Below are 24,972 nucleotides of genomic sequence, written 5' to 3' on the forward strand. Positions count from 1 at the left end.
GGGCGGACCCGCCGCTCAGCCGAGCAGCCGCTCGCCGAGCAGGAAGCCGGCCGTCATCGCCAGCACCAGCAGGGCACCGGTCAGCTTCGGCGGCGCCGGCAGCGGAATGTCGAGCAGACGGCAGCCGACGCCGATGCCGAGCGCGAGCACGATACCGAGCACGCCGGTCATCATCGCTTCGGCACCTGGCGCGGCAGGCCGGTCGGTCCGCCGCAATGCTCGGTCTGGCGTGCCGCGCGGCGCGCCAGGAAGCGATCGGCGAACACGTAGCCGCTGGTCATCGCGACGACCAGCACGGCACCGAGCAGGGCCGGCGGCGCCGGCGACGGAATGCCGAGCGCGCGGCAGCCGATGCCGATCGCGACGCCGAGCGCGAGACCGATCAGCAGCTTTCCGTGCATCGGGGGCCTCCTTCGACTGAGCAGTTCGTCGTGATGTCGAGGGAACCAGCAGCCTCGTCGCCAGCGGAGCCGGCGGATGCGGGGCCGTCGAGCATGCAACCGATCGATCGCGAAGCGGTCGAGCGCCGGTGAACGGGCCGTGCCGGCAGGCGCTTCGCGACGCGGCCGGCGGGACGCCCAGACCGTATCCGCCGATCGCCGATGCACAATCCGCAGCGGCGCAGCGCGCGCTCAGATGTCGTCATGGCCTGGTCCCGGCTTGGCCAGATCGTGTGCGGAGCCGGCGACGAAGTGGCGCACCGCCGGCGCCGTGTCGCCGCGGTGCAGGGCGCGCAGCGTTTCCTGCAGGCGCCGCTCCTCGCCGGTCACGCGCGCGTGCTGGCGCAGATGCTCGAGCCAGGACGGCACCAGGAAATACTCCAGATGCGTGCCGGGCTGCGCGGTGTCCTCGAGCACGCCCCATTGCACGGCGCCGTCGCGGCGGCGGCTGCGGCCGAGCTCGCGCATCGCGTGCAGGAAGGTGTCGCGATCGGCCGCATCGATGCGGTACTCGACCGTCACCAGCACCGGACCGCGCTCGCCGTCGACCGGCTCGGTCAGCAGCGGCTCGGGCCAGTGCGCCGACGGTGCCAGATCGAGCGTGTCGGTACCGCCGAGCCGGAAGCGCCGCGCGAACAGCGCCGCCAGCGCGGTACCGGCGGCGGCTAGGTACAGCGCCAGATCGCTGCCGTGGCGCTGCGCGAGTGCGCCCCAGATCAGCGCGCCGCCGGCCATGCCGAGCGAAAACACGACGATGTACAGCGACAGCGCGCGGGCGCGGACCCAGGCCGGCACCGCGGTTTGCGCGGCCACCTGCAGCGACGACAGCACGGCGATCCAGGCCACGCCGGCCAGCAGCATGACCGGACAGAGCAGGGCCAGATGCTCGAACGTCGCGACCGCCGGCATGCAGGCCGCATAGAGCAACGATGCGGCCAGCACCAGCGTGTCGCGGTCGACTCGGCCGCGCAGGCGCGGCAGCAGCATCGCGCCGGCGATCGCGCCGATGCCGACGCAGCCGAGCAGCAGACCGAACGTGCCGGGACCGGCGCCCAGATCGCGCCGCACGATCACCGGCATCAGCGCGGTCAGCGCGCTGGCGAACACGAAGAAGCAGGCCGCCTTGACCAGGACCGCGCGCAGCGCGGTGGCCTGGCCGGCATAGCGCAGACCGGCGCGCAGCGCGCCGCCGAAGGTCTCGGCCGGCAGCTTCGACGGCGCCGGCGTGCGCCGCCAGCGCCACAGCACGACCAGCACCGCAACGAACGACACCGCGTTCAGGGCGAATGCCCAGCTCGCGCCGAGCCGCGCGACGACCAGGCCGCCGAGCGCCGGACCGATCGAGCGCGCGATGTTCATGCCGACCGAATTGAGCGCCACCGCCGGCGCCAGCATCGCGCGCGGCACCAGTTCCGGCGTGGTCGCGGCCTGCGCCGGCATCGCCATCGCCGCGCCGACGCCGAGCGCGAACGTCAGCGCGAGCAGCGTCCACGGCCCGACCTGACCGGCCTGCGCGAGTACCGCGAGCAGGGCGGCCACGCCGGCCATCCACAGCTGCGCGACGATCAGATAGCGGCGGCGGTCGACGATGTCGGCGAGCGCGCCGGCGGCCAGCGCCAGCAGCACGACCGGCAGCGTCGTCGCCGCCTGCACCGCGGCGACCATCAGCGGCGATCCGGTCAGCTCGGTCATGACCCAGGCCGCGGCGACGTCGTGCATCCAGGTGCCGATATTGCCGGCCAGGATCGCCAGCCACAGCGCGCGGAACGTCGGCTGGCCGAGCGGCGCCCAGGCGCCGGGCGCGGGCGTGGCCGATGCGGAAGGAGCGGGCGTCGACATCGCGGGCGGCCCGTCAGAACGCGAAGCAGGCGCAGCCGAGCGCGCCCCAGAAGCCGCGCGGGTCGTCGGCCGGCGCGGCATGCACCGCCGCATGCGCGTGACCGTGTACGCGGCACGGCACCGCGGCCGGCGTGACGGCCGCCTCGGCGTGGCGGTAGCCGCCGGACGCGGCGACCGGCGACCAGTCCGGCATCGGCACCGGCAGCGGCGGCGCCAGATCCGAATACGGACCGGACCCGTGCACGATGCGGCCGCCGACCACGGTCAGCACGCTGGTGATCTCGGCGATCGCCGCTTCGGGCACCGCGAAGTAGTCGGACGAGAGCAGCGCGAAATCGGCGAGCTGGCCCGGCGCGAGGCGGCCCTTGCGGTCTTCCTCGCTCGAGAACCAGGCGCTGCCGTGCGTCCACAGCGGCAGCGCTTCCTCGCGCTCGAGCCGGTTGTCCTCGCCGTACATCGGCAGGCCGCCGACGCTGCGGCCGCTGACCAGCCAGTGCAGCGCGGTCCAGGGGTTGTAGCTGGCCACGCGCGTGGCATCGGTGCCGGCGCCGACCGGCACGCCCAGATCGAGCATGCGCCGGATCGGCGGCGTGCGCGCCAGCGCTTCCCGCCCATAGCGCTCGGCGAAGTACTCGCCCTGGAACGCCATGCGGTGCTGGATCGCGATGCCTCCGCCGAGCGCGCGCACGCGCTCGATGTTGCGCTCGGAGATCGTCTCGGCATGATCGACGATCCAGTGCAGGCCGTCGAACGGCACCTCGCGCGCGACCGCCTCGTAGACGTCGAGCACGCGGCCGATCGTCTCGTCGTAGGTGGCGTGGATGCGGAACGGCCAGCGCCGGGCCGCGAGCAGGCGCACGACCGCGTCCAGTTCGGGTTCGAGCCCGGGCGGCAGCTCCGGGCGCGGCTCGCGGAAGTCCTCGAAATCGGCGGCCGAGAATACCAGCATCTCGCCGGCGCCGTTGTGGCGCAGGCGGTCGTCGCCCTGGCGCGGCTCGAGCAGCTCGGTCCAGCGCGCGAAGTCCTCGCGCTCGCCGCCCTTGTTCTGCGTGAACAGGTTGTAGGCGATGCGCACGGTCAGCTGGTCGTCGGCGTGCAGCTGGCGGACGATCGCGTAGTCGTCCGGATAGTTCTGGAAGCCGCCGCCGGCGTCGATCACCGAGGTGATGCCGAGCCGGTTGAGCTCGCGCATGAACTGCCGCGTCGAGTTGAGCTGGTATTCCGGCGGCAGGCGCGGTCCCTTGGCCAGCGTCGCGTAGAGGATCAGCGCGTTCGGCCTGGCCAGCAGCAGGCCGGTCGGATGGCCGGCCTTGTCGCGCTCGATGCGGCCGCCGGGCGGATCGGGCGTGTCCTTGGTATAGCCGACCGCGCGCAGCGCGGCCGCGTTGAGCAGGGCGCGGTCGTACAGGTGCAGGATGAACACCGGCGTGTCCGGTGCGGCCGCATTGAGCTCGGCCAGCGTCGGCAGCCGCTTCTCGGCAAACTGGTGCTCGCTGAAGCCGCCGACGACGCGCACCCACTGCGGCGCCGGCGTGCGCGCGACCTGGGCGCGCAGCAGCGCCATCGCATCGGCCAGCGAGCGCATGCCGTCCCAGCGCAGCTCCAGGTTGTAGTTGAGGCCGCCGCGGATCAGATGGGTATGGCTGTCGTTGAGGCCGGGGATCAGGCGGCGGCCATCGGCGTCGACGATGCGCGTGGCGGCGCCGGCAAGCTTCATGATCTCGTGCTCGCCGCCGACCGCGAGCACCTGGCCGTCGCGCACCGCCAGCGCGGCCGCGTCGCGGCGCGCAGGGTCGAGCGTGGTGATGCGGGCGTTGCGGACGATCAGATCGGCGGGCATGGCAGGGTTTCCTTGACGCGGAATCGGCGCACAGCCGGCCACGGCGGCGGCGAGGCCGGCCAGCGCGCCTTCGAGCGCGCGGCGCCGGCGCGGATCGGACGGTGCGTTCACCGGATCGTTTTCGTCTTCGGCGACCGGCCGCCGCTTGCGCCGCCGGGGTGCCGCGCCGGCCGCGCATGCCGCCGGCCGCGGCACGATGCGATGGCCGGATGCCGGCAGGCCGCGTGCCCGCACCGCTCGCGACCGCGCGGCGGCTGCACGTCGACGGCGTTCCGGAACGGCGGCAGCCGCGGGCCGCCCCACGGCGCCGCGAGCGAGCGCGCCCGGCTGCGGCCTGCCGCCTGCACGTCAGTGGCCGCCTTCGCCGCCGCCGAACATCGTCTTGGCATAGACGATGCCGAGGCCGTAGCCGCCGCCGTGGATGCGCGCGATGCCGGTGGTCAGGTCGTAGGTGGCGCCGCGCGCCCAGTCGCGCTGCAGCTCGAGCAGGTACTGCAGGCTGGTGATCGGCCGCGCACCGGCCTGCAGCATGCGCTCGACCGCACGCTCGTGCGCCTCGTCGCTGACGTCGCCGCAGGCATCGGTGATCACGTAGACCTCGAAGCCCTGGTCGAGCGCCGACAGCGCCGGTCCGACGATGCACACGCTGGTCCACAGCCCGCCGAGCACGATGCGGCCCTTGCCGATCGCATTGACGCGCTCGATCACCGCGGCGTCCTCCCAGGTGTTCATGCTGGTGCGGTCGAGCGCCGCGGCATCCGGCAGCGCCTCGAGCAGCTCCGGAAACACCGGGCCGGAGAAGGTCTTCTCGGCGACCGTGGTCAGGATCGTCGAGACGCCGAAGCCGGCCGCGGCCTTGGCGACCAGCGCGGCGTTGTTGCGCAGCTCGACGATGTCGATCGAGCGCGTCGCGAACGCCATCTGCGACTGGTAGTCGATCAGGATCAGGGTATGGTCGGCCGGCGTCAGCAGCAGCGGGCCGGGCGTCGGGGTGGCGATGGGCATCGGGCGTCCTGTCGGCAGTCGGGTGGGGGGACGGCATGGCGACCTGCCACCCGTCCCGGACCCTGCCGACGATAGCGGCCCGGCCGATCGTCCGATTGCATCTTCGTGCTGCGCCGGCGGACCGCCGTACGACCGGCGCCCGGGCCGGCCTCGCAGCGAGGCCGGCCGCGCAGACGTCAGAACGCTTCGTCGAAGCCGTCGAAGTAGATCGGGTCGGCGCGCTCGCCGTCGATCTTGAGCTCGATGTAGGAGTCGGTGAACGCGCCGCCGCCGGTCATCTCGGCGCCGAAGCGGCCGGGCCGGATCTCGCCGTTGAAGTCCTTGGAGTCGAATTCCAGCTTGAACGTGCCGGCGCCCGACCAGCCCAGATCCTTGCCGGTGAAGTGGACCCAGGTCTGGTCCGACAGGGTCGGCACGTCGAACGTGAAGTAAAAGTCGGCCGCGTCCTGATCGCCCTTGGTCGTGTAGACGAAGACCACCTTGGTCGAGGTGACCTCGCCGGTGAACGGACCGAAATCGTCGCCGAGCCAGCCCCACAGGAACGACATGTTCGCAACCGGCGGCAGATCGAAGCGCCAGGTCAGTTCGGCGGCACGCGCGCCGGTGCTGGCCGTGGCGAGGAGGAGGACGAAGAGAAATCTGCGGATCACGAGGACGCCCTTGCGGTGGATGACGGAGGCCCGATTGCAGCCGATCGCGGCCGCGCAAGCTTGACGGGATCGTGACGAAGCGGCCGAAAGTTCTGACTTGGCCTTGATCTGCGTCGTTTTTTTTGCCGGCCGCGGCGGCCGGGCGCTCACGGCATCGCCAGCAGTTCCGGCGGCAGGTCCAGCTGCGGCGCCTGCGCCGCGGCGTCCAGACGCGCCTGCTCGGCGGCCGCGTCGGCCTCGCGTCCGGCCGCGCGCAGGGCACGGATGCGCAGCGCACGGGCGGCCGGCTGCTCGGCCAGCCAGCCACCGAGCGCCGGCAGCGCCAGCGCGTCCTCGGGGCGGCCGAGCTCGATCAGCCAGCGGCCGAGCTCGAAGACCGCGGCCTGGGTGACCGGGCCGCGATCGTTGCCGCGCGCGCCGAGGAATACCTCGAGCGCGGCGGCGGCACCGGCCGCGTCGCCGCCGGCGCGGCGCAGCTGGGCTTCGATCAGCGGCAGGCGCTCGGCCAGCCGGTCGGCGTCGTCGGTGGACTCGGCGAGGCGCCGGTACGCGTCGGCCGCGGCCTGCGCGCGCGCGCCGTCGCCGGCGCGGCCGGCGGTCTGCACGGTTTCGGCCAGCACCTGGGCAACGCTGCGGCGCAGCCCGATCGACTCGAAGGCTTGTTGCGCGCGCGCCAGCCGATCGAGCGCGCGCGGCCAGTCCTCGTCGCGCGCGGCCAGCGACGCGGACAGCCACAGCGCCTCGGCCTCCCAGTAGACGTTGCGCTCGCGCTCGGCGTAGTGCAGGACGGCGTCGGCCAGAGCCGTCGCCGTATCGGTGCGGTCGAACGCCGCGAGCACCCAGCCGAGCTGGATCGCGCTGAACACCTGGACCTGGCGGTCGGTGCGCTCGCGCGCCAGCGTCAACGCGCGCCGCAGCAGCAGGGCGGCCTCCAGCGAGCGCCCGGCATTGTGCTCGGCGCCGCCGAGATTGAGCAGGGTCGCCGCCTCCAGCGCGCCGTCGCCGCCGGCGCGCGCTGCGTCGAGCGCCGCGCGCAGCCGGGCGATCGCGGCCTCGGCGTCGCCGCCGGCATTGTCGACCACGGCCAGATTGAACAGCGCGCTGGCCTCGCGACGGCGGTCGCCGAGCCGGCGTGCCTGGCCGAGCGCCTGCTCCAGGCGCGTGCGCGACCCGCGCCAGTGGCCGCGCTCGCTCTCGATCGAGCCGTAGGCGATCAGCAGGTCGATCTGGGCCAGCGGCGGCAGCGGCTCGGGCAGATCGGCGATTGCGGCATCGAGCACAGCGGCCGCGGCCTCGACGTCGCCGCGCCGGAACGCGACGCTGGCGAGCTGGCGCGCCGCCTGCACCTGCAGCATGACCTGGCCGCGCTCGCGTGCCGCCGCCAGTACGCGCTCGGCGTTGGCGACGCCGGCCTCGGTCTCGCCGGTGCCGATCTGCGCGGTCGCCAGGTGCAGGCGCGGCCAGGGCAGGTTCGGATCGTGATCGAGACAGATGTCGAAATACTTCTTCGCGGCGGCCGCGTCGCCGCGCATCTGCGCGTCGATGCCGCGCGCATAGGCTTCGGCGACGAACGGATCGCCGATGCCGGCGGCGCCGGCGGCCTCGGTCGCGGCCTGCGGCAGCGGCCGCTGCAGGCGCTGGCGGATCCGTTCCGCGGCATCGACCGCGATCGCGGCCGGCGCGCTGCCGCGCAGCACGTCGCGATACTCGATGCGGCTGTCGAGCGCGATTACGCGAACGTCGAGCTCGGCGACCGGGCCGACCTGGCGCAGCTGCGTGAATACCGCATGCGTCGCGCCCGAGGCGGCATGCAGGCGTGCGAGTGCGGCCGGGTCGTCGGCGGACGGGGCGCTGCCGGCGTCGGCCGGATCGGGCGCCGGCACGGTCTCGAGCGCGCGACCGTCGCCGATCAGGCTGCCGATCAGCCCGGCCAGTCCGCTGCGCACCCAGGCCAGCTCCGGATCGCCGCTGGACTCGACGGTCGGCAGCACGACGACGCGCAGCGGCGCGCCGGCGGCGGCTGCCGCCGGCTCGGAGCGCGTGCCGTAGCCGAGCAGGACGGCCACGGCGGCGGCCGCGAGCAGCACGCCGAGCAGCGCGATCCAGCCCCATCGGCCGCGGCGCGCCGGCAGCGACGCCGGCGCCGTCTCGGCCGGTGACGACGCAGCCGGCGCGGCGAGCGTGTCCTCGTCGGCTTCGAGCGCGCCGACCCATTGCAGACCACGGCCGTGCACGGTCCGGATCAGCGCCTGGGTCTCGCCGTCGTCGCCGAGCGCGCGGCGCGCCTTGCGCAGCAGTTGCGACAGCGCCGCGTCGGTGACCGCGCGGTCCGGCCACAACGCATCGCCGATCTCGCGCTTGCTCAGGGCCCGTTCCGGATGCGCGATCAGCAGCGCGATCAGGTCGAACACCTTGGCCTCGACGTCGATCGGCGTGGTGTCGCGGCGGATATCGCGCGCGGCCAGGTCGATGCGGTAGGCGCCGCTGCGGACCCGCTGCGGCCGGACCGCGACGAGCGGCGTGTCGGCTTGATCGGAAGGCGTCGCCACGGCAGGCCTAGATGCGCGCGAGCAGGTGCGCCTGCCCTCCGGGCACGGCCTGGGAATGATGGCGATGGTGGTCGGCGGTCATCTGGACGTGTCGTGTCGCGAGCGATCGGAGCGACCGGCCCGGCGGCGCGCGCCCCGATCGGCGCGCACCTGGCCGAATCTTCGCACGATTCGCGCACGGGCCGGAATCGGCGGTCGCCGCAGCGCCGTGCCGGCGGCCCCGCGGACTGGATGGGCGTATCGGTATCGGCGTGCTGTATTGCGGCCGCGCCGCGTTCGGCCGCGGGCCGCTCGCTTAGCATCGCCGCGGCGCTCGCCGTACGGCCGCGCGTTGCCGATTCAGGAGGCCCGATGCCCGACCATCCGCGCCGTCGCCACGCCGTCGCGCTGCTGCTCGCGTTGCCGTTCGCGGCAGCCGGCGCCGCGGGTATGGATCCGGGTGCCGGTCCCGATTCGCCGTCGGAGCCGGCAGCGACGACCCTGCAGGATCTGCCGGCCGCCACCTTCGGCGGCGAGGCGCGCTGGCGGCTTTCGGCGACGCGCCATCCGGTCTGGGGCGACGAGGGGCGCGGCGAGGAGACGCTGTTCCTGCAGCGCTATCGCGTCCACGCCGACTGGCGCCCGACGCGGACACTGCGCCTGGCCGGCGAACTGGCGAGCGCGAACGTGACCGGCCAGCGCGGGCCGGCCGGTCCGCTCGACCGCAATCTCCTCGACGTGTTGCAGGCCTATGCCGAGTTCGCGCCGGGCGACACCGCGCTGCGCGCCGGCCGCCAGTCGCTGGCGTTCGGCTCCTCACGGCTGATCGACGTGCGCGAAGGACCCAACGTGCGGCGCAGCTTCGACGGTCTGCGCTTGTCGGGCCGGCAGGCCGGCTGGCAATGGGATCTGCTCGCGGTACGGCCGGTGCGGACGCGGACCGGCGCGTTCGACGACGGCACCGACACACGGCAGACGCTGTGGGGCCTCTATGCGACACGGCCGGCCGGCGATCGCCGCGGCGCGCTGGACCTGTACTACCTCGGCTATGCCGCCGACGCGGCCGTCTATGCGCAGGGCAGCGCACGCGAACGCCGCCACAGCCTCGGCGCGCGCTGGTCGGGCCGCCGCGCCGGCTGGGACTGGAACACCGAGGCGGTCGTGCAGGGCGGCCGCTTCGGCACCGGCGCGATCCGCGCCTGGACGCTCGCCTCGGATACCGGCTACACCTGGCGCGACCGGCGCGGCACGCCGCGCCTCGGCCTCGGCCTCAATGTCGCCAGCGGCGACGACGATCGCAACGACGCCGATCTGGGCACCTTCAATCCGCTGTTCCCGCGCGGCAACTACTTCTCGGAGCTGGCGCTGCTCGGCCCGCGCAACTTCTACAACGTGCATCCGTTCCTGACCGTGCATCCGCGTGCGGACCTCAGCCTGACAATCGACCTGGACCTGTACTGGCGGCTGCGCCGCGGCGACGGCATCTACGCGCCGGGCGGGCGCCTGCTGCGCGCCGGCGACACCACGGCGGCGCGGCACGTCGGCAACGAGCTGTCGTTGAACCTGACCTGGCAGGCGACACCGAGCGTCGAGATCACCGCGATCTACGCGCATTTCGATCCGGGCCGTTTCGTGCGCGAGAGCGGGCCGCCGCTGGCGATCGACTTCATCGAGCTGACGGTGACGATGCGGCTGTGATCGGCGCGTGCTGGAGGCCGCCGCGAACGGAGGCGCCTGAAGAAGCGAGCGCCCGATCGATCCGTCCGCCATCGCGCGGCCTTGAGTCCGCGGCACAGGCACGAGCGCCGTCGCCGCCGCTCGCCCGTGAAGAACGGCAGGCGTCCGCCGCGCGGCAACCTGCTAAGTTCGCCGGCCGCGATCGTTCCCGCTGCCGGAGTGCCATGAAGCCGTTCCTGCTGTCCCTGCTGCTGATTCCCGTTCTGGCCATCGCTGCCCCGGCCGCTGCGCCGCCGGAGGCGGCAGCGCACGAAGTGCCGATCGCCGAGGTGCTCGCGCTCGGTCCGCTGCCGGTCGCCACCGCGGCGATCGCCGCCGACGCCAAGCTCGAGGAGGTCGAACGCGCGCTGGCGATGCAGCTCGCACGCAGCGGTCCGCCGGCCGCCGGTACCGAGGTGAACGCGTTCGGGCAGCATCTGCGCTGGCAGCGCGTCGCGCCGGGCACGCTGGACCGCAGCGACGCGCTGTGGCTGTGGAACATCGATCTCGATGCCGAGCGCTTCGTCAGCGGCCGCCTGCGCATCGACGGACTGCGCAAGCCGGTGCTGTGGCGCGACGGCCAGGTGCAGGCGATCAAGGACGGCGCTGCCGAGTTCGATCTGGCGAGCGGCAGCCATGCACTGTGGCTGCTGCATCGCGGCCGCGACGGCGACGCGGTGCCGGCGCTGCGCTGGGCCGGCAAGGCCGCGCACGATCGCGTCGCGCCACGGCTGACGCCTTCGCGCCGGGTCTCGGCGCAGCAGCTGACCAATGCGCAGACCGTCGGCCGGCTCGCGGTTTCTCCCGACGGCCGCCGCGTCGCGCTGAGCTTCATCGCGCGCGACGAGGTCGCCAAGGTGGACCTGCGCCGTTTCGAGATACGCGACCTGCACGAGAACCGCATCGTCCAGCAGTGGACCGGCGCGGCGCCGTCGGCGGCCGCCTGGAGTCCCGACGGGCGCTGGCTGGCGCTGCAACAGGACAAGCAGCTGTGGCTGCGCGATGCCGACGGCAACGCGTCGCGGCTGCTGCTGGCCGAGCACGATCGCATCGACGGCTGGCGCTGGCATCCGGATTCGGGCTCGATCCTGTTCGAGTGGACGCGGCCGTTCGACGCCAAGGACGCCAAGCTCAAGCGCCTGCGCGGACTCGAGGACCGCTGGGCCGGCTTTCGCGACAATACCCAGCTCTATCAGGTCGACATCGCCTCCGGCCTGGTCCGGCCGCTGACGTCCGGCGAGACCTCGGTCGACCTGCTCGACGTCGATCCGGCCGGACGCCGCCTGCTGCTGTCCGAGCGCGTGATCGACTACGCCGAGCCGCCGCACAGCCTGTTCAAGCTGTTCGAGCTCTCGCTGCCGGAGCTGACGCGGCGCGAGGTGCTGTCGCTGCGCGCGATCGACGGTGCCTTGTTCGCCGGCAACGATCCGGAGGCCGGCTACTGGCTGCTGACCGGACCTGACCTGCCGATCGGCGACGGCAGCGTGCTGCCGCCCGGCACGCCGGCCAACGGCTTCGACGGCCAGCTCTACCGGCTCGCCCGCGACGGCCGCAGCGCGCATAGCGTCAGCCGCGACTTCACGCCGGCGATCACCGCGATGAGCCGCCTGGGCGACGGTGATCTCGTGCTCGCGGTCGTCGAGGGCGACCGCACGCCGCTGTACCGCCATCACCTGCGCAGCGGCCGCTTCGAGCGCATCGAGACCGGCCTGGACGTCGTCGACGGCCATGCGGTGTCGACCGGCCGCGCAGCGGTCGTGGTCGCCGCCGGCACCGGGGCGGCGGCGCCGCAGCGCGTGGTCGCGGTCGACCTTGCGCGCAACCGGCCGCGCGTGCTGATCGACTCGGCGGACACCGACTATGCACGGACGCGCTTCGGCGAGGTCCGCGACTGGCACTTCGACAACCGCGACGGCGACCGCATCGACGGCCGCTACTATCTGCCGCCGGACTTCGATCCGGCCAAGCGCTATCCGCTGATCGTCTACTACTACGGCGGCACGCTGCCGGTGAACCGCCAGTTCACCGGCCGCTATCCGTTCCACCTGTGGGCCGCCAACGGCTACGTGATCTACGTGCTGCAGCCGCGCGGCACGGTCGGCTACGGGCAGCGCTATTCGGCGCTGCACGTCAACGCCTGGGGTGACTACGCCGCCGACGACATCATCGAAGGCACGCGCGCGTTCCTGGCCGCGCATCCGTTCGTCGATCCCAAGCACGTCGGCAACATCGGCGCCAGCTACGGCGGCTTCATGACGATGCTGCTGGCGACGCGGACCGACCTGTTCGCGACCTCGATCGCGCACGCCGGCATCAGCGATCTGACCGGCTACTGGGGCGAGGGCTGGTGGGGTTACGGCTACAGCGGCGTCGCCAGCCGCGGCAGCTTCCCGTGGAACAACCGCGATCTCTATGTCGAGCACAGCCCGATCTACCACGCCGACCGCATCACCACGCCGCTGCTGCTGCTGACCGGCGACGCCGACACCAATGTGCCGCCCGGCGAGAGCCGCACGATGTACACGGCGCTGAAGCTGCTCGGCAAGGAGGTCGAGATGGTCGAGGTGGCCGGCCAGGACCACCACATCGTCGATCGCGAGAAGCGCTATCTGTGGTGGGACACGATCCTGGCCTGGTTCGATCGCGGCCTCAAGCAGCAGCCGCAGTGGTGGCAGGCGCTGTATCCGGAGACCGCCCCCAAGGCGGAACCGAAGGCGGAACCGAAAGCGGAACCGAAAGCGGAACCGAAGGCGGACGAAGCACCGAAGCGCTGAGCGCGGCCGCTCCGCCCCGAGTCGCTGGCGTTGCGGCGGCTCGGGGCGCGCGACAGATCGGCGTGCGCTGAACCGGATCGAGACGTCGGCACTCAGCGGCGTCGGGCGGCCGTGGCCACCGCGACGTTCTCGAACGCGGCATTGCCGAGCCCGGTGCCGATCGTCAGGATCGCCCAGCGCTCGATGTCGCGCATCAGACGCAGCTGGCTGAGGCCCTGTACGACCGCATCGTTGTGCATCAATACCTGCGTCCGCGCCCGTCCGATCCGCGGCAGGCGGCGCTGCAGCGCGCTCGGCAGATGGAACGCCGGTGCGCTCCAGTCGCCGGGCAGGTTCTGCGTGCCGCGGCCGATGCCGCCGTCGGCGGCGATCTGGCCCGGACAGCCGACGACGACGTGGCGGGCGAGCCGCCAGCGCCGCTGCGCGGCCTCGGCGATCAGCCGTTCGAGCATCCGCGCCATCGTGTCGATCATCGCGTCGCGGCCGACCGGCTCGTCGCGATGACGCCAGCGTTCGAGCGCGGCCAGCTTGGGACGCGGCGCGAGCGCGTCGTCGTCCTTCGCGTGGCGCAGCCGCAGCAGGCCGCAACGCAGATTGCTGCCGCCGATGTCGACCGCGAGCAGGGCGTCGGACTCGGCGAGCGCAGCCTGCGGCAGCAGATGGACGCCGCCGAGCAGGCCCGCGGCGTCCGGATGATCGGCGATCGGCACCAGGCCGATCTCGACGCCGCGCGCGCGCAGCAGCGCCTGCGTGCGCGCGATCGCGACCTCGCCGATGCGGCCGCGGCGGAAGCCGCCGCCGACCGCGATGCGCTGCACGCCGGGCCAGACCCTGACCAGGAACGTCGTCGCGACGTCCGCGAGCGCGTTCGCGAACGACTCGATCGCACCCTGCACGGTGGCCGCGGGCCGCGCATCGCGGCCGTCGTAGGCGCGCTCGAGCGCCTTGCGGCCGAGCGCCGAGGAATCCTCGACGCCGAAAGGATCGTCTCCGCCGAGCCGCGCGACCGCGCGCCACTGATCCAGGCAACGGTAGAACGCGCGCTTGTTGGCGCGGTCGCCGAGATAGCCGTCGCCGGCACGCAGCGCGAGGTTGTAGCTGGTCACGCGCACGGCCGGCAGGATCGAGGCGCCGTGGTCGGGCACGGCATCGGCATTCGGGAGCGGGCGGCGCCGCTCGGTCGCGGTCGATGATCGGGGCATGGCGCCAGCATAGGCATCGTCGCCGTGAATGCCGGCGGTACGATCGGGCCGGCACCGGCGACGCTTCACTGTTCGTCGGGCTCGAGCGCGCGCCGGCGCACCGAAGCGCATCGGGCGCGGATGCGATCGCCGTGGGCGGTTCAGCGCGCCGCGGATGCCGCGTCCGACGCGGTCGTCACGCGACCGATGCCGGCGTCGACGGCGGCGCCGACGGTCGGTACGCAGCTGACTGCGCCCAGGCTGCACCCCATGCCCGGCGCCGCGCGCGCAGCCACGTTGCCTGCGCCCGCCAGAACCAGGCGGTCGCCGCCAGGCTCAGCGCGACCGTGCTCGGCAGCGACCACGGCTGGTCGAGCGCGATCAGCGTCCGCGCAACCGACAGCACCCGCGCGGGCGCGGCACGGCGAGCCTCAGCCGGTCGCGGCCAGCGCGCGTTCGATCGCGTCGCCCAGGCGCGGGTCGTCGGCGGCGACGTCCGGCGCGAAGCGCGCGATCACCGCGCCGTCGCGTCCGACCAGGAACTTCTCGAAGTTCCACAGCACCTGCGGCGGCGGATTCGGCGCGATGCCGTAGTCGGCCAGCCGCGCGCGCATCGGTCCTTCGCCGATCGCCTGCGGCTGCTCGGCGATCAGCCGGCGATAGAGCGGATGCGCACCGGCGCCGACGACCGAGGTCTTGGCGTACAGCGGAAAGCTGACGTCGAACGTGGTCGAGCAGAACTGCGCGATCTCATCGTCGCTGCCGGGCTCCTGGCCGGCGAAATCGTTGGCCGGAAAGCCGAGCACGGCCAGTCCGCGGTCGCGATGCGTCCGGTACAGCCGCTCGAGCCCTTCGTACTGCGGCGTCAGGCCGCACTTGGACGCGACGTTGACGATCAGCAGCACCTGGCCGCGCACGTCGGCGAGCGTCCCGGCCGAGCCGTCGATGCGCTGCAAGGGGATGTCGTAGAGCGTCTGGCTCATCGGGAAATCTCGGCAGTCGAAGGCCGCCGATCATAGCGCGCGAGCGGGCGGCCGACCGTCCGCCGTCACGGCCTCGGCCCGTGTCGCGACCGAGGCGCCTCGACGCCGGACAGCTCGAGCATCTCCCCGGCATGCGCGCCGGCGGCGGTGCGCGGCGATGCCGGGCTTTCGAGACGTCGGGCTGCCCGAGGCGGGCCGGCGCGGCAGGCCAAGGCGCTCAGGCCGCCTCGGCATCGCCGTGCGCCCGGCGGTCGCGCGCGTACTCGCGCGGCGACTGCCCGGTCAGACGCCGGAACGTGCGTGCGAAGTGGCTCTGGTCGAAGAAGCCGAGCGCGGCCGCGATCTCGGCGATGCGCCGGTTGCCGGCGCGCAGCATGTCCTGGGCGCGGGCGATCCGCAGCCGCAGCAGGAAGGCCATCGGGCTGTGGCCGGTACTGGCCCGGAACAGTCGCGCGAAATGGAAGCGGCTGATCGCCGCCGCGCCGGCCAGATCATCGAGACCGACCTCCTCGCCCAGATGCGCCTCGATATAGGCCAGCGCCCGCGTCAATGCGCGCCGGTTGAGGCCGCGCCGGCGCGCGGGGGCCGGCTGCGTCGCGCCGGGCGTGCCGGTCCGGTCGCCCGGCGGGCCGGGGTCCGGGACGGCCAGCGCCATCGCGCATGGGCGGGGCAGGGGCGGCGTCCAGGGGCTGGAGGCGCTGGGACGGTGGCCGGTCGTATGCATCGCGAGGTCCTCGGGATCGGTCGGACGGGCGCCATCCGCGACGCGCGGCGGCGGTCTTGGGAAACGCGCTGCGCGTGGCGCGCCGCACGGCAAGCATGATCGGCCGCGCCGATGGGGGCGCCCACCCCGAAAAGAACACCGCGGCACTCCCCCGATGGAGGGATGCACGGGGGCGGCGGTTTCAGCGACGCCGCGGCGGCGGCGCCAGGCGCCGGCGGCCGTAGCGCAGCGCGTCCAGCGAATAGGCACCGGGCCCGAGCAGCGCCAGCGCGGCGCAGATCAGCAGGCCCAGGCCCGCGGCCAGCGGATCGGCACCGCGAATCAGCGCGAGCAGCGCCAGCAGCGCAGCGCCCCCGGCCAGCAGCGGCGTCGACACGCCGGCGACCAGGCCGGCCGCGAGCAGGGCGCGGCCGGCGGTCGCCCAGGAGCAGGCCGCATCGGCCTCGATGCCGGTCAGCACCGCGGCCGCAGCGCCGATCCGCAGCAACGCCAGCGCGATGCCGGGCGCGCCGTGCGGAAACATGGAGAAGAGCCGCTGCACCGGTCCACACTAGGCTGCCGGCGCAGCCGCCACATCCCGACGCCGGGGAGCAGGGCGGTCCCTCTTTGGAGGGACCGCCAGGTTCTACAATGGCGCGCGCATGCCGGGCCGAGCGTGGCCGGGCGCGTCACCGAACCCGCTGCCCGAGCCACCGATGAGCGCCGTGCCGATCCGCATCCTGACCGTCGACGACCACCCGCTGCTGCGCGAGGGGATCGCCGCGGTGATCGCGGGCCAGGCCGATCTGGAACTGGTCGGCGAGGCGACCGACGGCCGCGAGGCGATCGAGGCCTACCGGCGCTGGCGGCCGGACGTCACGCTGATGGATCTGCAGATGCCCGGCATCGACGGCCTCGAGGCGATCGCCGCGATCCGTGCCGAGTTTCCGGCCGCGCGGATCGTCGTGCTGACGACGCACGGCGGCGACGTGCAGGCGCTGCGCGCGCTCAAGGCCGGTGCCGCCGCCTACCTGCTCAAGCACACGCTGCGTCGCGAGCTGCTCGACACGATCCGCAGCGTGCATGCCGGGCGGCGCCGGATTCCCGAGGCGGTCGCCGCCGGCATCGCCGAGCACGCCGCCGACGATGCGCTGACCGAGCGCGAGATCGAGGTGCTGCGGCTGGTCGCGGCCGGCAATGCGAACAAGGACGTCGCGGCACGGCTGGCGATCGCCGAGGAGACCGTCAAGGCGCACATGAAGAACATCCTGTCCAAGCTCGGCGCCAACGACCGCACTCATGCGGTCACGATCGCGCTCAAGCGCGGCATCTTCGAGATCTGACCGGCGCCCGGCACGCCGCCTGGCCGCGCCTGCCATCGTGCTGCCATGCCGCCCTGCACGGGTCCGCCATCGCTTTGCCATCGGTCTGCCATCGCTTTGGATCGTCTCGGAAAAGCGCCGCCGCTACGGTGGCCTCGAGTCTGCCGCGCCGAGCGCGGTCGCGGCCCGCCGGTCTTCACGTACCGGCGGTGCGCGGCCGGTCCGGGCCGCGGCAGGCGCGTATCCGCTATGGGGAAACCATGATGATCGAGTGTTCCGTTTCGCCGCCGGCCGCCGCATGCGCCGGCGTATCGCGACCGTCGCGCCGCCGCTGGCCGGTCGCCGTGCTGGCCGCGCTGCTGTTCGCGCTGGCCAGCCCACTGTTTGCCGCCGCGCCGTCCGGTGCCATCGCCACCGCCACCACGCTGACCAGCAGTGCCAATCCGGCCCCGTTCGGCCAGCTGGTCTTCTATCGCGCGAGCGTGACCGCCGCCTCCGGCACGACCGTGCCGGGCGGACAGGTCACGTTCTACGACGGCGCGACGCCGATCATCACGATCGACCTGGAGCCCGACGGGCAGGGCACGATGGGCGCCGGCCTTTCGGCCGGCAGTCATGCACTGACGGTGCGCTACGCCGGCGACGCCGCCCATGCCGCCTCGGTGTCGGCCGTGCTCGATCAGCTGATCGAACGGCCGGCCACAACGACCAGCGTCGGCAGCGACCGCAATCCTGCGATCGCCGGCCAGGCGGTGACGTTCACGGCCAGCGTCGGCACGACGGTCTTCAACAGCCCGACGCCGACCGGCTCGGTGACCTTCTTCGACGGCACGACGGCACTCGGCACGGCGGCGCTCGACGCCGCGTCACGCGCGCAACTGACCACCTCGGCGCTGGCCGCCGGCAGCCACGCGATCAGCGCGCGCTACGACGGCGACGCCGCCAATGCCGGCTCGACCTCGGCGCCGCTCGCGCAGCTCGTCGAGGCGGCGACGATCGAGGTCGCCGTCACGCTCGGCACCGACGCGCCGCCGGCCTGCGCCGGCACGACCTCGCTCGACGTGGTCGCCGGCACGCCGGTCAACTACTGTTTCACGGTCACCAACCGCACCGCGCAGACGCTGCGCTACCACTCGCTGAGCGCCAGCGGCTTCGACGTGCCGGTGGCGGTTCCCGGCGATCCGTTCGAGTCGGTCCTGTTCGAGCTGGAGATCGCGCCGGGCGCGACCGCGCGCTACAACAAGGTCGTCGTCGCCGGCGCCGCGAATGCCGCGACCTTCCGCTGGACCGCGCTGCCGGCCCTGCCGACCTACGGCGTCGACGATGCGGCGCCCACCGACCGGATCGAGCTCGGCACCGGCGGCACGCCGGTCGGCGCCCCGGCGCTGTTGCAGCTGCCGTTTCCGTTCACGCTGTACGGGCGCAGCTTCGGCGGCGGCGGACAGGAGGGCCTGTGCGTCTACAACAACGGCGCGGCGCAGTTCGTCACGCGCGCCGACGCCTGCGGCGGCGCGTTCCCGCTGTATGGCGGCGACAACTGGTTCCCGCCGCCGCCGGACGCCAACGACAGTCTGCTGCCGTACTGGGATGCGCTCGGCGAGGCCGGTTCGATCCGCCATGCGATCGTCGGCGAGGCGCCGGCGCGCCGCTTCGTCGTCGAGTGGCGGCAGAAGAACCACTCCCTCGAGGAACTCCTCGGCCTGGGCTGCGTGGCCGCGCCGCAGGACTGCGGCATCGGCTTCCAGCTGATCCTCGACGAGTCCGGCGCGATCACGTTCCACTACGACGACGTCGCGTTCGACACCGAGGGCGGCGATCCGCTGCTGATCGACCGCGGCGGCTCGGCGACGATCGCGCTGATCGATACCTCGCGCCATCTGCGCCAGGAATACTCGATCGAACAGCAGCGCGTGTTCGGCGGACAGACGATCCGCTGGCAGCCGGCCGAACCGTCCTATCGGGCACAGGCGGCCGCCTCGCTCGGCATCGGCATGCCGCGGATCCGCGCGACGCCGGAGTCGATGGCGGTCCACGCGGTGCGCGACGAGGTGCTGATCCGCTCGCTCGGCATCGCCAACGACGGCAATCTGGACCTGGAATGGACGCTCGACCGCGCCTCGGCGGCTGCCCGCCTGCCGGCCGCGCCGCGCCACGTCGCGCCGCTCGGCGATCCGTCGCGCACGGCGCTCGGCGCCCCGCCGGCCGCAGCCGGCAGCGCCGGCGTCTGGCGTCCGAATCCCGCGCCGTGGCAGCCCGAGGCGGTGTTCGAGTTGCCGGCCTACGGCGTCAAGAACGAGGCACTGCAGTACATCGAGCTGGTCGGCCTGGACGCGCGCCATCCCGCCGGCTTCGTCCGCGTCGGCGTCACCCACCAGACGCTGGCCGGCGACTTCGTCGGCACCGACTTCAGCCGCGAGTACGTGATCACCCAGTGCGAATCGGTGGCCGAGGAGTGCCTGTCCACGATCGATACCGCCACCGCCCGGTTGACCGAGGTCGCGGTCAGCCGGCCGCCGGCCGGGCATCACTGGACCGGCATGGCCTGGGACGAGGACAGCGGCACGCTGTACGCCACGTCCTCGACCTGCGACAACCCGGATCCGGCGGCCGGCAAGCGCACCTATCTCAATACCTTCGATCCGGTCAGCGGCGTCCATGCGCCGGTCGCCGAGATCGTCACCGGCACGCCGCTGTGCATCGTCGACATCGCGATCGCGCCGAACGGTCAGATGTTCGGCCTGGACATCTTCCACGACGCGCTCGTCGCGATCGACAAGACCAGCGGCACGGCGCGGCCGGTCGGATCGATCGGCTTCGACGCCAACTACCAGCAGAGCATGGACTTCGACGACGCCAGCGGCGTGCTGTACCTGGCCGGCTACGCCGATGGCTCGCCGGCTCTGGTCGGCATGTACACGGTCGATCCGGTGACCGGCCTGGCGACGCTGATCGGGCGTTTCGACTACAGCTACGCCTTCATGAATCTGGCGGCGCTGGCGATCGCCAGGCCGGGCGGTGCCTGTGCGCGGCCCGACTCGGTGCCGTGGCTGTTCTTCGACCTCGTCGGCGGCGTCACCGCGCCCGGCCAGCAGTCCTCGGCGCGCGTCGTATTCGATGCCGGCGGCCTGGCCACCGGCACCTATGCGGCGAACCTGTGCGTGGCCAGCAACGATCCCAGGCGGCCGCTGCTGCAGGTGCCGGTGACGCTCGCGGTCGGCACCGACGCGCTGTTCGCGAACGGTTTCGACGCGCAATAGCGCACGCGGCGGACGCGCCTCAGCACGAAGATCAGACGCCGGCGCCTGGTGGCGCCGGCGTCGTGTCGGAGACGATGCCAGATGGCGCCGCCGAGGCGCCTCGCGCGCGGCGCCGGACCGAGCTTCAGGCCGCCGGTGCGCGCGTCAGCGCCGCGGGAATCGCGCGCTCGCCGGCCAGTGCCTGGGTGCGGCGCAGGGCGGCCGACCAGGTCCGTTGCGGGCCGAGCGCCTGCAGCACCGCGACCTGCAGCAGGGCACACTCGAAATCGCGATCGGCCCAGGGCGCGACACGGCCGGCCAGCGCAGCCGCATCGGCGCTGCGGCCGACCGCCAACAGCCAGCCGGCCTGCGCGACCACCGCAGCGGCCAGATCGACCGGCACGCCGCGCCGGCTCGCCGATGCCAGCGCCTGCGCATAGCGCCGCTCGGTCTCGCCGGGCGCATCGTCCGCGGCGGCGCGTTCGGCCAGTGCGATCAGCAGCGCCGGCGCGACCTGATCCGGGTCGCGCGCGGCAGCGGCGTCGAGTTCGGCGTCCAGGCGCGCCGAGCGCGTGCTGCCCGCCGCCGCACGCTGACGCGCCAGTACCACCTGGCCGCGCAGCCAGTCGTCCGGCTCGGACGGCCAGACCTCGAGCGCACGATCAGCCGCGGCGGCGGCGGCGGCCGGACGACCGAGCGTCAGATCCAGCCGTGCGCGCTGGGCATGGTAGTAGCGCGCCGCCGTCGGCGGCGTTCGGGCCAGCAACGGTGCGGCGTCGGCGAGAACCTGGTCGGCCTCGCGCAGGCGTCCCAGCGCGGCCAGGGCAGTGCTGCGATTGACCGCCAGCGACAGCCGCTGCCCGGGGTCGCGAACGCGCTCGCGCAGCGCCCACTGGCGATCGCTGGTCGCCAGCGCGTCGGGCCATTGCAGCAGCAGACCGTGCAGGTCGAACAGCGGATCGAGCACCGAGAGCAGGCGCTCGACCGCGCCCAGCGACTCGAAGCGGTCGGCGGCGCCGGCCAGATACGGCAGGGCCTGCTCGATGCGGCCCTGCTGGCTCTCGAGCAGACCGAAGTTGGCATCGGTCTGGGCGAGGCCGAACGCATCGCCGGCCCGTTCGAACTCCATGCGCGCGCGGCCGAGGTCGAGCGCGGCCTCGTCGAAGCGCCGCGCGGCCAGCCGCGCCGCGCCGCGGCCGCTCAGCGCCATGCCGCGCTCGGCCGGCGCATCGAGATCGCCGAGCGCGACCAGGGCGGCATCGAAATCCGCCTCGGCCGCGGCGAAGCCGGCCTGGCGGAACTGCACCGTCGCACGCAGCGTATGCGCCTTGCCGAGCAGCAGCGGTAGCGCCCGCACGTCCGGCGCGGCGATCAGGGCCGAGAGCGCGGCCTGCGCGGCCGAATGCCGGCCGGTCAGCAGATGCAGCCGGGCCTGCTGATACGCGATCGCCGGCCGCTGCGCCTGATCGGGCGCGAGCTGATCGAACAGCGCCTGGGCGACGTCGAGCTGGTTGGCCAGCAGAGCGGCCTGGATCTGGCGCAGCCGCTCCTCGTCGTCGCCGCGCTCGTCGGCCGCCGGCGGCGGCAGGCGGCCGAGCGCGGCCAGCAGCAGATCGCCGGCCTGGCGTGCCGCTTCGATCGCGTCGCGGTGGGTGGCCTCGACACGATGCTGGACGCCGTCGGCCGTGGTCGTTTCGAGGCCGACCTGCCATTGGCTGCCGGCGCGGATCGCACTGCCGCCGATCAGCAGCGGCTGGCCGAACGTGCGCTCCAGCGCGATCCGCACCGCCTGCTCGTCCCGGCCGTCGAGGCGGGTCAGGCCGAGTACGCTCTCGCTCGGCGGCACGCGCAGGCCCGCGTCGGACAGACGCTCGGCGATCAGCTCCATCGCGCCCAGACGCAACCACTGCGAGCCCGAGGGACCCTCGATCCGCAGCGGCAGCACGATCGCATGCGGTGCGTCCGCGGCGGCGGCCGGCGTCGGCGCCTCTGAGCGGGATCGCTGCCAATGCCACAGCGGCAGCGCAATGATCGCCGCGAGCGCGGCCGCGATCACGACCCGCGCGGCCCTCGGGCGCAGCGACCGCCGCGGCTGCGCCGCGAGCGGTATCGGCCTGTCGTCGAGCGGCGCATCGCGCCCGCCGGCGGCCGCGGGTTCGACGCCCGCGTCAGCCGCCGTCGCGACCTCGGCGATCCAGCGATAGCCGAAGCCCGGTACCGTGCGGATGATCCGCTGCGCCTGGCCGTCGTCGCCGACCGCGCGGCGCGCGCGCACGACCAGCTCGCTGACGCGGGCCTCGGCGATGTCGACGCGTCCCCAGATCGCCGCGACCAGCTCGTCGCGGCCGACCGCGCGATCGCGCCGCTGGACGAGGTAGGCCAGGCAGTCGAACACCAGGCGCGCCGGCGTGTCGAGCCGGTCCCCGCGCCACAGTTCGCGCGCGGCCGGCAGCAGGCGGTAGGGCCCGAACCGGTACTCCGCTTGATTCATCGATGGTCCGCCTCTCGCCCGATCGGCGTCGCAGCGCCGTGAATCAGCTGCGCAGCGTACCGGCCCGGTTCCGGGCAGACAATCGCGCGTCGCCCGCGGTCGGCGCGCCGGGCAGGGCAATCGCGGCCCGGCGTGCCGATCCGGACCGGCAGCCCGCGTCGATCGCAATGACCGCGTCGGCGCATGAACGGGCGCGGCTGGGCCTGCTTGCCGCGGCGGTGCGGCCGGCGAATCGCCTTATACTGCGCCCCGCCACTTCCGGCGCCGCGCCATGCCCGAGGCTCACCCTTGACCGCAAAGAAGACCCCACGGCCCAAGGCCGCTCCCGCCAAGACTCCCCGCGCGACCGGCGTCGCATCGGCCAAGCCGACAGCTGCGCGCAAGAAGGCAACGGCCGCCAAGACCACGAGCCGCGCACCGGCCAGGGCGGCGAAGACGGCGGCGAAAGCCGCGGGTACCAGCGCCAGGACCGCCGTCCGGCGTCCGTCCGGCGCCGGCGCAGCCGCCAAGTCGCCGGCCAGGCCGGCAACCGGCAGGAGCGCCGCGCAGCGCAGCGCCGCCAAGGCGGTCAAGGCGGCCCAGCCGCAGGCCGCCGCACCGAAGGCGCCGCGTCAGCGCACCCAGCCCAAGCCGGCGCGCGAGAGCGACGTCGTCGCGCGCCTGCGTGACATCGTCATCAAGGCGCTGGAGGATCTCAAGGCACGCGACGTCGTCGAGATCGACGTGACCGGCCGCACCTCGATCGCCGACATCATCGTCGTCGCCGGCGGCACCTCGAGCCGTCACGTCAAGTCGATCGCCGACGAGGTCATCAAGCAGACCAAGAAGGCCGGACTGCCGCCGCTCGGCGTCGAAGGCCAGCGCGAGGCCGAGTGGGTGCTGGTCGACCTCGGCGACATCGTCGTCCACATCATGCTGCCGCGCGCCCGCGAGTTCTACGGGCTCGAGCGCATGTGGTCGGTCGACGGCGACAGCGGATCGGCCGCGGCGGTCTGACCGCCCGATCCCGTGCGGACCCGCCTGATCTCGGTCGGCGAGCGCATGCCCGGCTGGGTCGCCGAGGGCGTGGCCGACTACCGCAAGCGGCTCTCGCGCGACCTGCCGCTCGAACTGGTCGAGATCGCGCTCGGCCATCGCGGCAAGAACCGCGATCCGCAGCGCGCGATCGCCGAAGAAGGCGCCGCAGTGCTCGCGGCCCTGCCGAAGGACGCCCATCGCGTCGCGCTCGACGGCCGCGGCAAGCCGTGGACGAGCGAACAGCTGGCCGAACAGCTCGCGGCCTGGCGCATGGGCGGTCGCGATCTGGCCCTGTTGATCGGCGGACCGGACGGCCACGCGCCGGACGTGCTCGCGCAGGCGCATCAGACCTGGTCGCTCGGCCCGCTGACGCTGCCGCACATGCTGGTGCGGCTCGTGGTGGTCGAACAGCTGTACCGGGCCAACTCGCTGCTGGCCGGACATCCATACCACCGCGCCTGAGGATCCGGCCGCGCCGGGCGTTCTCAGCTGCGGCGGGTCGAGCGCTTCGTCGACGCGCCGGCCTCGGTGCCCGATGTCGGCGTGTCCGCGCCGGATGCCGGCTTCGTCGCGTCGGTGAAGACCTTCAGGAAATCCTCGAATCCGGTCGTCGTCGGCAGGGCCACGCCGGCTTCGCGCACGGCTTCGCCGCACTGGCGCTGCCAGGCCTCGACGGCCTCGTGCAGACCGCTCGCGAAGCTCGACTGCTGCGCGATGACCTCGTCGATCGAGCTCTTCAGCGTGCCGACGTCGGGCTTGAGCGCATCCCAGTTCAGCGTGTTCCAGACGCTCTCGACCGGCAGCCCGGCCAGGCGCGTCCAGTCGACGCCGGCCAGCGCGCGCTCCGATTCGTCGAGCGTGCGGCCGACCGCCTGGTCGACGCCGGCCAGGCCCTGGCGCGCCCATTGCTTGCGGTTTTCGTTGAGCAGCTGGCCGATGCGCAGTGCAAGTTCGAGATTGGCCTTGTACAAAGCGAACGGCGTCGGGGTGTTCGTGGTCATGTGGGTCTCCGGTCATGGCGGATACGCGCGGCGAGCGAGGCGCCGGACCGAGGCGCGCGCTCGACCGGCGAATGCGCCGGATGCAAGCGCGCATCGAGACGATGATGCCGCCGCGTACCGGCATCCGGCATGAACCGCCGCCGACCCGACCGTCCTGCGCTGCCTGCCGTCGCATCGCCGGCGCGTTCGGCATGAGACGCTGCGCGTCAGGTCCGATGGCAGGGACCGTGCGGAACGGGCCGGCGG

20 protein-coding genes are annotated in these 24,972 nt (G+C 73.4%); 6 read left to right on the forward strand and 14 right to left on the reverse strand.

What is annotated here, in order from left to right; all coding sequences use genetic code 11:
• Window positions 1–15 precede the first annotated feature (15 nt).
• From VMR06_RS06780 to VMR06_RS06810, 7 genes are all read right to left on the reverse strand, one after another.
• Window positions 16–174 (reverse strand): XapX domain-containing protein, encoded by a 159-nt coding sequence (locus VMR06_RS06780; protein WP_325374408.1) that lies wholly within the window; start codon window positions 172–174, stop codon window positions 16–18.
• Complete coding sequence (locus tag VMR06_RS06785) at window positions 171–401, reverse strand: DUF1427 family protein (protein WP_325374410.1); 231 nt, start codon at window positions 399–401, stop codon at window positions 171–173. The genes VMR06_RS06780 and VMR06_RS06785 overlap by 4 nt, the downstream gene beginning before the upstream one ends.
• 231 nt (window positions 402–632) lie before the next feature.
• Window positions 633–2,279, reverse strand: coding sequence for an MFS transporter (locus VMR06_RS06790; RefSeq protein WP_325374412.1), 1,647 nt, complete (start codon window positions 2,277–2,279; stop codon window positions 633–635).
• 13 nt (window positions 2,280–2,292) lie between these two features.
• Window positions 2,293–4,119 (reverse strand): amidohydrolase, encoded by a 1,827-nt coding sequence (locus VMR06_RS06795; RefSeq protein WP_325374414.1) that lies wholly within the window; start codon window positions 4,117–4,119, stop codon window positions 2,293–2,295.
• A 348-nt stretch (window positions 4,120–4,467) separates the two neighbouring features.
• Window positions 4,468–5,124 carry a hydrolase gene (locus tag VMR06_RS06800; RefSeq protein ID WP_325374416.1) on the reverse strand — a complete coding sequence of 219 codons (657 nt, stop codon included), beginning with the start codon at window positions 5,122–5,124 and terminating at the stop codon, window positions 4,468–4,470.
• 176 nt (window positions 5,125–5,300) lie between these two features.
• Window positions 5,301–5,774, reverse strand: a complete 474-nt coding sequence (locus VMR06_RS06805) for a hypothetical protein (protein ID WP_325374418.1) — start codon at window positions 5,772–5,774, stop codon at window positions 5,301–5,303.
• Window positions 5,775–5,920: 146 nt separating this feature from the next.
• Entirely contained in the window at window positions 5,921–8,323 is a 2,403-nt protein-coding gene (locus VMR06_RS06810; protein ID WP_325374420.1) for a winged helix-turn-helix domain-containing protein, read from the reverse strand.
• Between the two features lie 351 nt (window positions 8,324–8,674).
• Here VMR06_RS06810 and VMR06_RS06815 point away from each other — a divergent pair, with 351 nt between their 5' ends.
• The gene (locus VMR06_RS06815) at window positions 8,675–10,000 is read left to right on the forward strand and encodes an alginate export family protein (RefSeq protein WP_325374422.1); all 1,326 of its coding nucleotides are present in this window, start codon (window positions 8,675–8,677) and stop codon (window positions 9,998–10,000) included.
• 203 nt (window positions 10,001–10,203) lie between these two features.
• A complete protein-coding gene (locus VMR06_RS06820; protein WP_325374423.1) occupies window positions 10,204–12,792 on the forward strand; it encodes a S9 family peptidase in 2,589 nt (862 codons plus the stop codon).
• A gap of 92 nt (window positions 12,793–12,884) precedes the next feature.
• Here VMR06_RS06820 and VMR06_RS06825 read toward each other — a convergent pair whose 3' ends face one another.
• The 5 genes from VMR06_RS06825 to VMR06_RS06845 form a co-directional block, all read right to left on the reverse strand.
• Window positions 12,885–13,994 (reverse strand): ROK family protein, encoded by a 1,110-nt coding sequence (locus tag VMR06_RS06825; RefSeq protein WP_325374425.1) that lies wholly within the window; start codon window positions 13,992–13,994, stop codon window positions 12,885–12,887.
• 175 nt (window positions 13,995–14,169) lie between these two features.
• Complete coding sequence (locus tag VMR06_RS06830; RefSeq protein ID WP_325374427.1) at window positions 14,170–14,379, reverse strand: hypothetical protein; 210 nt, start codon at window positions 14,377–14,379, stop codon at window positions 14,170–14,172.
• 25 nt (window positions 14,380–14,404) lie between these two features.
• Window positions 14,405–14,956, reverse strand: coding sequence for a glutathione peroxidase (locus VMR06_RS06835; protein ID WP_325374429.1), 552 nt, complete (start codon window positions 14,954–14,956; stop codon window positions 14,405–14,407).
• Window positions 14,957–15,173: 217 nt separating this feature from the next.
• A complete protein-coding gene (locus tag VMR06_RS06840; protein ID WP_325374431.1) occupies window positions 15,174–15,611 on the reverse strand; it encodes an AraC family transcriptional regulator in 438 nt (145 codons plus the stop codon).
• 250 nt (window positions 15,612–15,861) lie between these two features.
• A complete protein-coding gene (locus VMR06_RS06845; protein WP_325374433.1) occupies window positions 15,862–16,203 on the reverse strand; it encodes a hypothetical protein in 342 nt (113 codons plus the stop codon).
• Window positions 16,204–16,375: 172 nt separating this feature from the next.
• On the opposite strand from VMR06_RS06845, the gene VMR06_RS06850 reads away from it, so the two are divergent.
• Together VMR06_RS06850 and VMR06_RS06855 are read left to right on the forward strand one after the other, a co-directional pair.
• Window positions 16,376–17,002, forward strand: a complete 627-nt coding sequence (locus VMR06_RS06850) for a response regulator transcription factor (protein WP_325374436.1) — start codon at window positions 16,376–16,378, stop codon at window positions 17,000–17,002.
• Between the two features lie 242 nt (window positions 17,003–17,244).
• Window positions 17,245–20,238, forward strand: a complete 2,994-nt coding sequence (locus VMR06_RS06855; RefSeq protein ID WP_325374438.1) for an Ig-like domain-containing protein — start codon at window positions 17,245–17,247, stop codon at window positions 20,236–20,238.
• A gap of 124 nt (window positions 20,239–20,362) precedes the next feature.
• On the opposite strand, the gene VMR06_RS06860 is transcribed toward VMR06_RS06855, so the two are convergent.
• Window positions 20,363–22,708, reverse strand: coding sequence for a winged helix-turn-helix domain-containing protein (locus VMR06_RS06860; protein WP_325374442.1), 2,346 nt, complete (start codon window positions 22,706–22,708; stop codon window positions 20,363–20,365).
• Window positions 22,709–23,368: 660 nt separating this feature from the next.
• On the opposite strand from VMR06_RS06860, the gene rsfS reads away from it, so the two are divergent.
• Both rsfS and rlmH read left to right on the forward strand, forming a co-directional pair.
• Window positions 23,369–23,704 carry a ribosome silencing factor gene (gene rsfS, locus VMR06_RS06865; protein WP_325374663.1) on the forward strand — a complete coding sequence of 112 codons (336 nt, stop codon included), beginning with the start codon at window positions 23,369–23,371 and terminating at the stop codon, window positions 23,702–23,704.
• Window positions 23,705–23,716: 12 nt separating this feature from the next.
• A complete protein-coding gene (gene rlmH, locus VMR06_RS06870; RefSeq protein WP_325374444.1) occupies window positions 23,717–24,187 on the forward strand; it encodes a 23S rRNA (pseudouridine(1915)-N(3))-methyltransferase RlmH in 471 nt (156 codons plus the stop codon).
• A gap of 23 nt (window positions 24,188–24,210) precedes the next feature.
• Here rlmH and VMR06_RS06875 read toward each other — a convergent pair whose 3' ends face one another.
• Entirely contained in the window at window positions 24,211–24,726 is a 516-nt protein-coding gene (locus tag VMR06_RS06875) for a hypothetical protein (protein ID WP_325374446.1), read from the reverse strand.
• Between the last annotated feature and the right edge of the window lie 246 nt (window positions 24,727–24,972).

Origin of the sequence: Dokdonella sp., from assembly GCF_035511235.1 — a bacterium.
Classification (GTDB): domain Bacteria; phylum Pseudomonadota; class Gammaproteobacteria; order Xanthomonadales; family Rhodanobacteraceae; genus Dokdonella.

Coding starts and splice junctions, on each gene's coding strand:
- VMR06_RS06795 (WP_325374414.1), bottom strand. CDS start 4,119: ATGCCCGCCGATCTGATCGTCCGCAACGCCCGCATCACCACGCTCGAC.
- VMR06_RS06815 (WP_325374422.1), top strand. CDS start 8,675: ATGCCCGACCATCCGCGCCGTCGCCACGCCGTCGCGCTGCTGCTCGCG.
- VMR06_RS06850 (WP_325374436.1), top strand. CDS start 16,376: ATGAGCGCCGTGCCGATCCGCATCCTGACCGTCGACGACCACCCGCTG.
- VMR06_RS06860 (WP_325374442.1), bottom strand. CDS start 22,708: ATGAATCAAGCGGAGTACCGGTTCGGGCCCTACCGCCTGCTGCCGGCC.
- VMR06_RS06825 (WP_325374425.1), bottom strand. CDS start 13,994: ATGCCCCGATCATCGACCGCGACCGAGCGGCGCCGCCCGCTCCCGAAT.
- VMR06_RS06780 (WP_325374408.1), bottom strand. CDS start 174: ATGATGACCGGCGTGCTCGGTATCGTGCTCGCGCTCGGCATCGGCGTC.
- VMR06_RS06855 (WP_325374438.1), top strand. CDS start 17,245: ATGATCGAGTGTTCCGTTTCGCCGCCGGCCGCCGCATGCGCCGGCGTA.
- VMR06_RS06820 (WP_325374423.1), top strand. CDS start 10,204: ATGAAGCCGTTCCTGCTGTCCCTGCTGCTGATTCCCGTTCTGGCCATC.
- VMR06_RS06840 (WP_325374431.1), bottom strand. CDS start 15,611: ATGGCGCTGGCCGTCCCGGACCCCGGCCCGCCGGGCGACCGGACCGGC.
- VMR06_RS06845 (WP_325374433.1), bottom strand. CDS start 16,203: ATGTTTCCGCACGGCGCGCCCGGCATCGCGCTGGCGTTGCTGCGGATC.
- VMR06_RS06790 (WP_325374412.1), bottom strand. CDS start 2,279: ATGTCGACGCCCGCTCCTTCCGCATCGGCCACGCCCGCGCCCGGCGCC.
- VMR06_RS06800 (WP_325374416.1), bottom strand. CDS start 5,124: ATGCCCATCGCCACCCCGACGCCCGGCCCGCTGCTGCTGACGCCGGCC.
- VMR06_RS06875 (WP_325374446.1), bottom strand. CDS start 24,726: ATGACCACGAACACCCCGACGCCGTTCGCTTTGTACAAGGCCAATCTC.
- VMR06_RS06835 (WP_325374429.1), bottom strand. CDS start 14,956: ATGAGCCAGACGCTCTACGACATCCCCTTGCAGCGCATCGACGGCTCG.
- VMR06_RS06785 (WP_325374410.1), bottom strand. CDS start 401: ATGCACGGAAAGCTGCTGATCGGTCTCGCGCTCGGCGTCGCGATCGGC.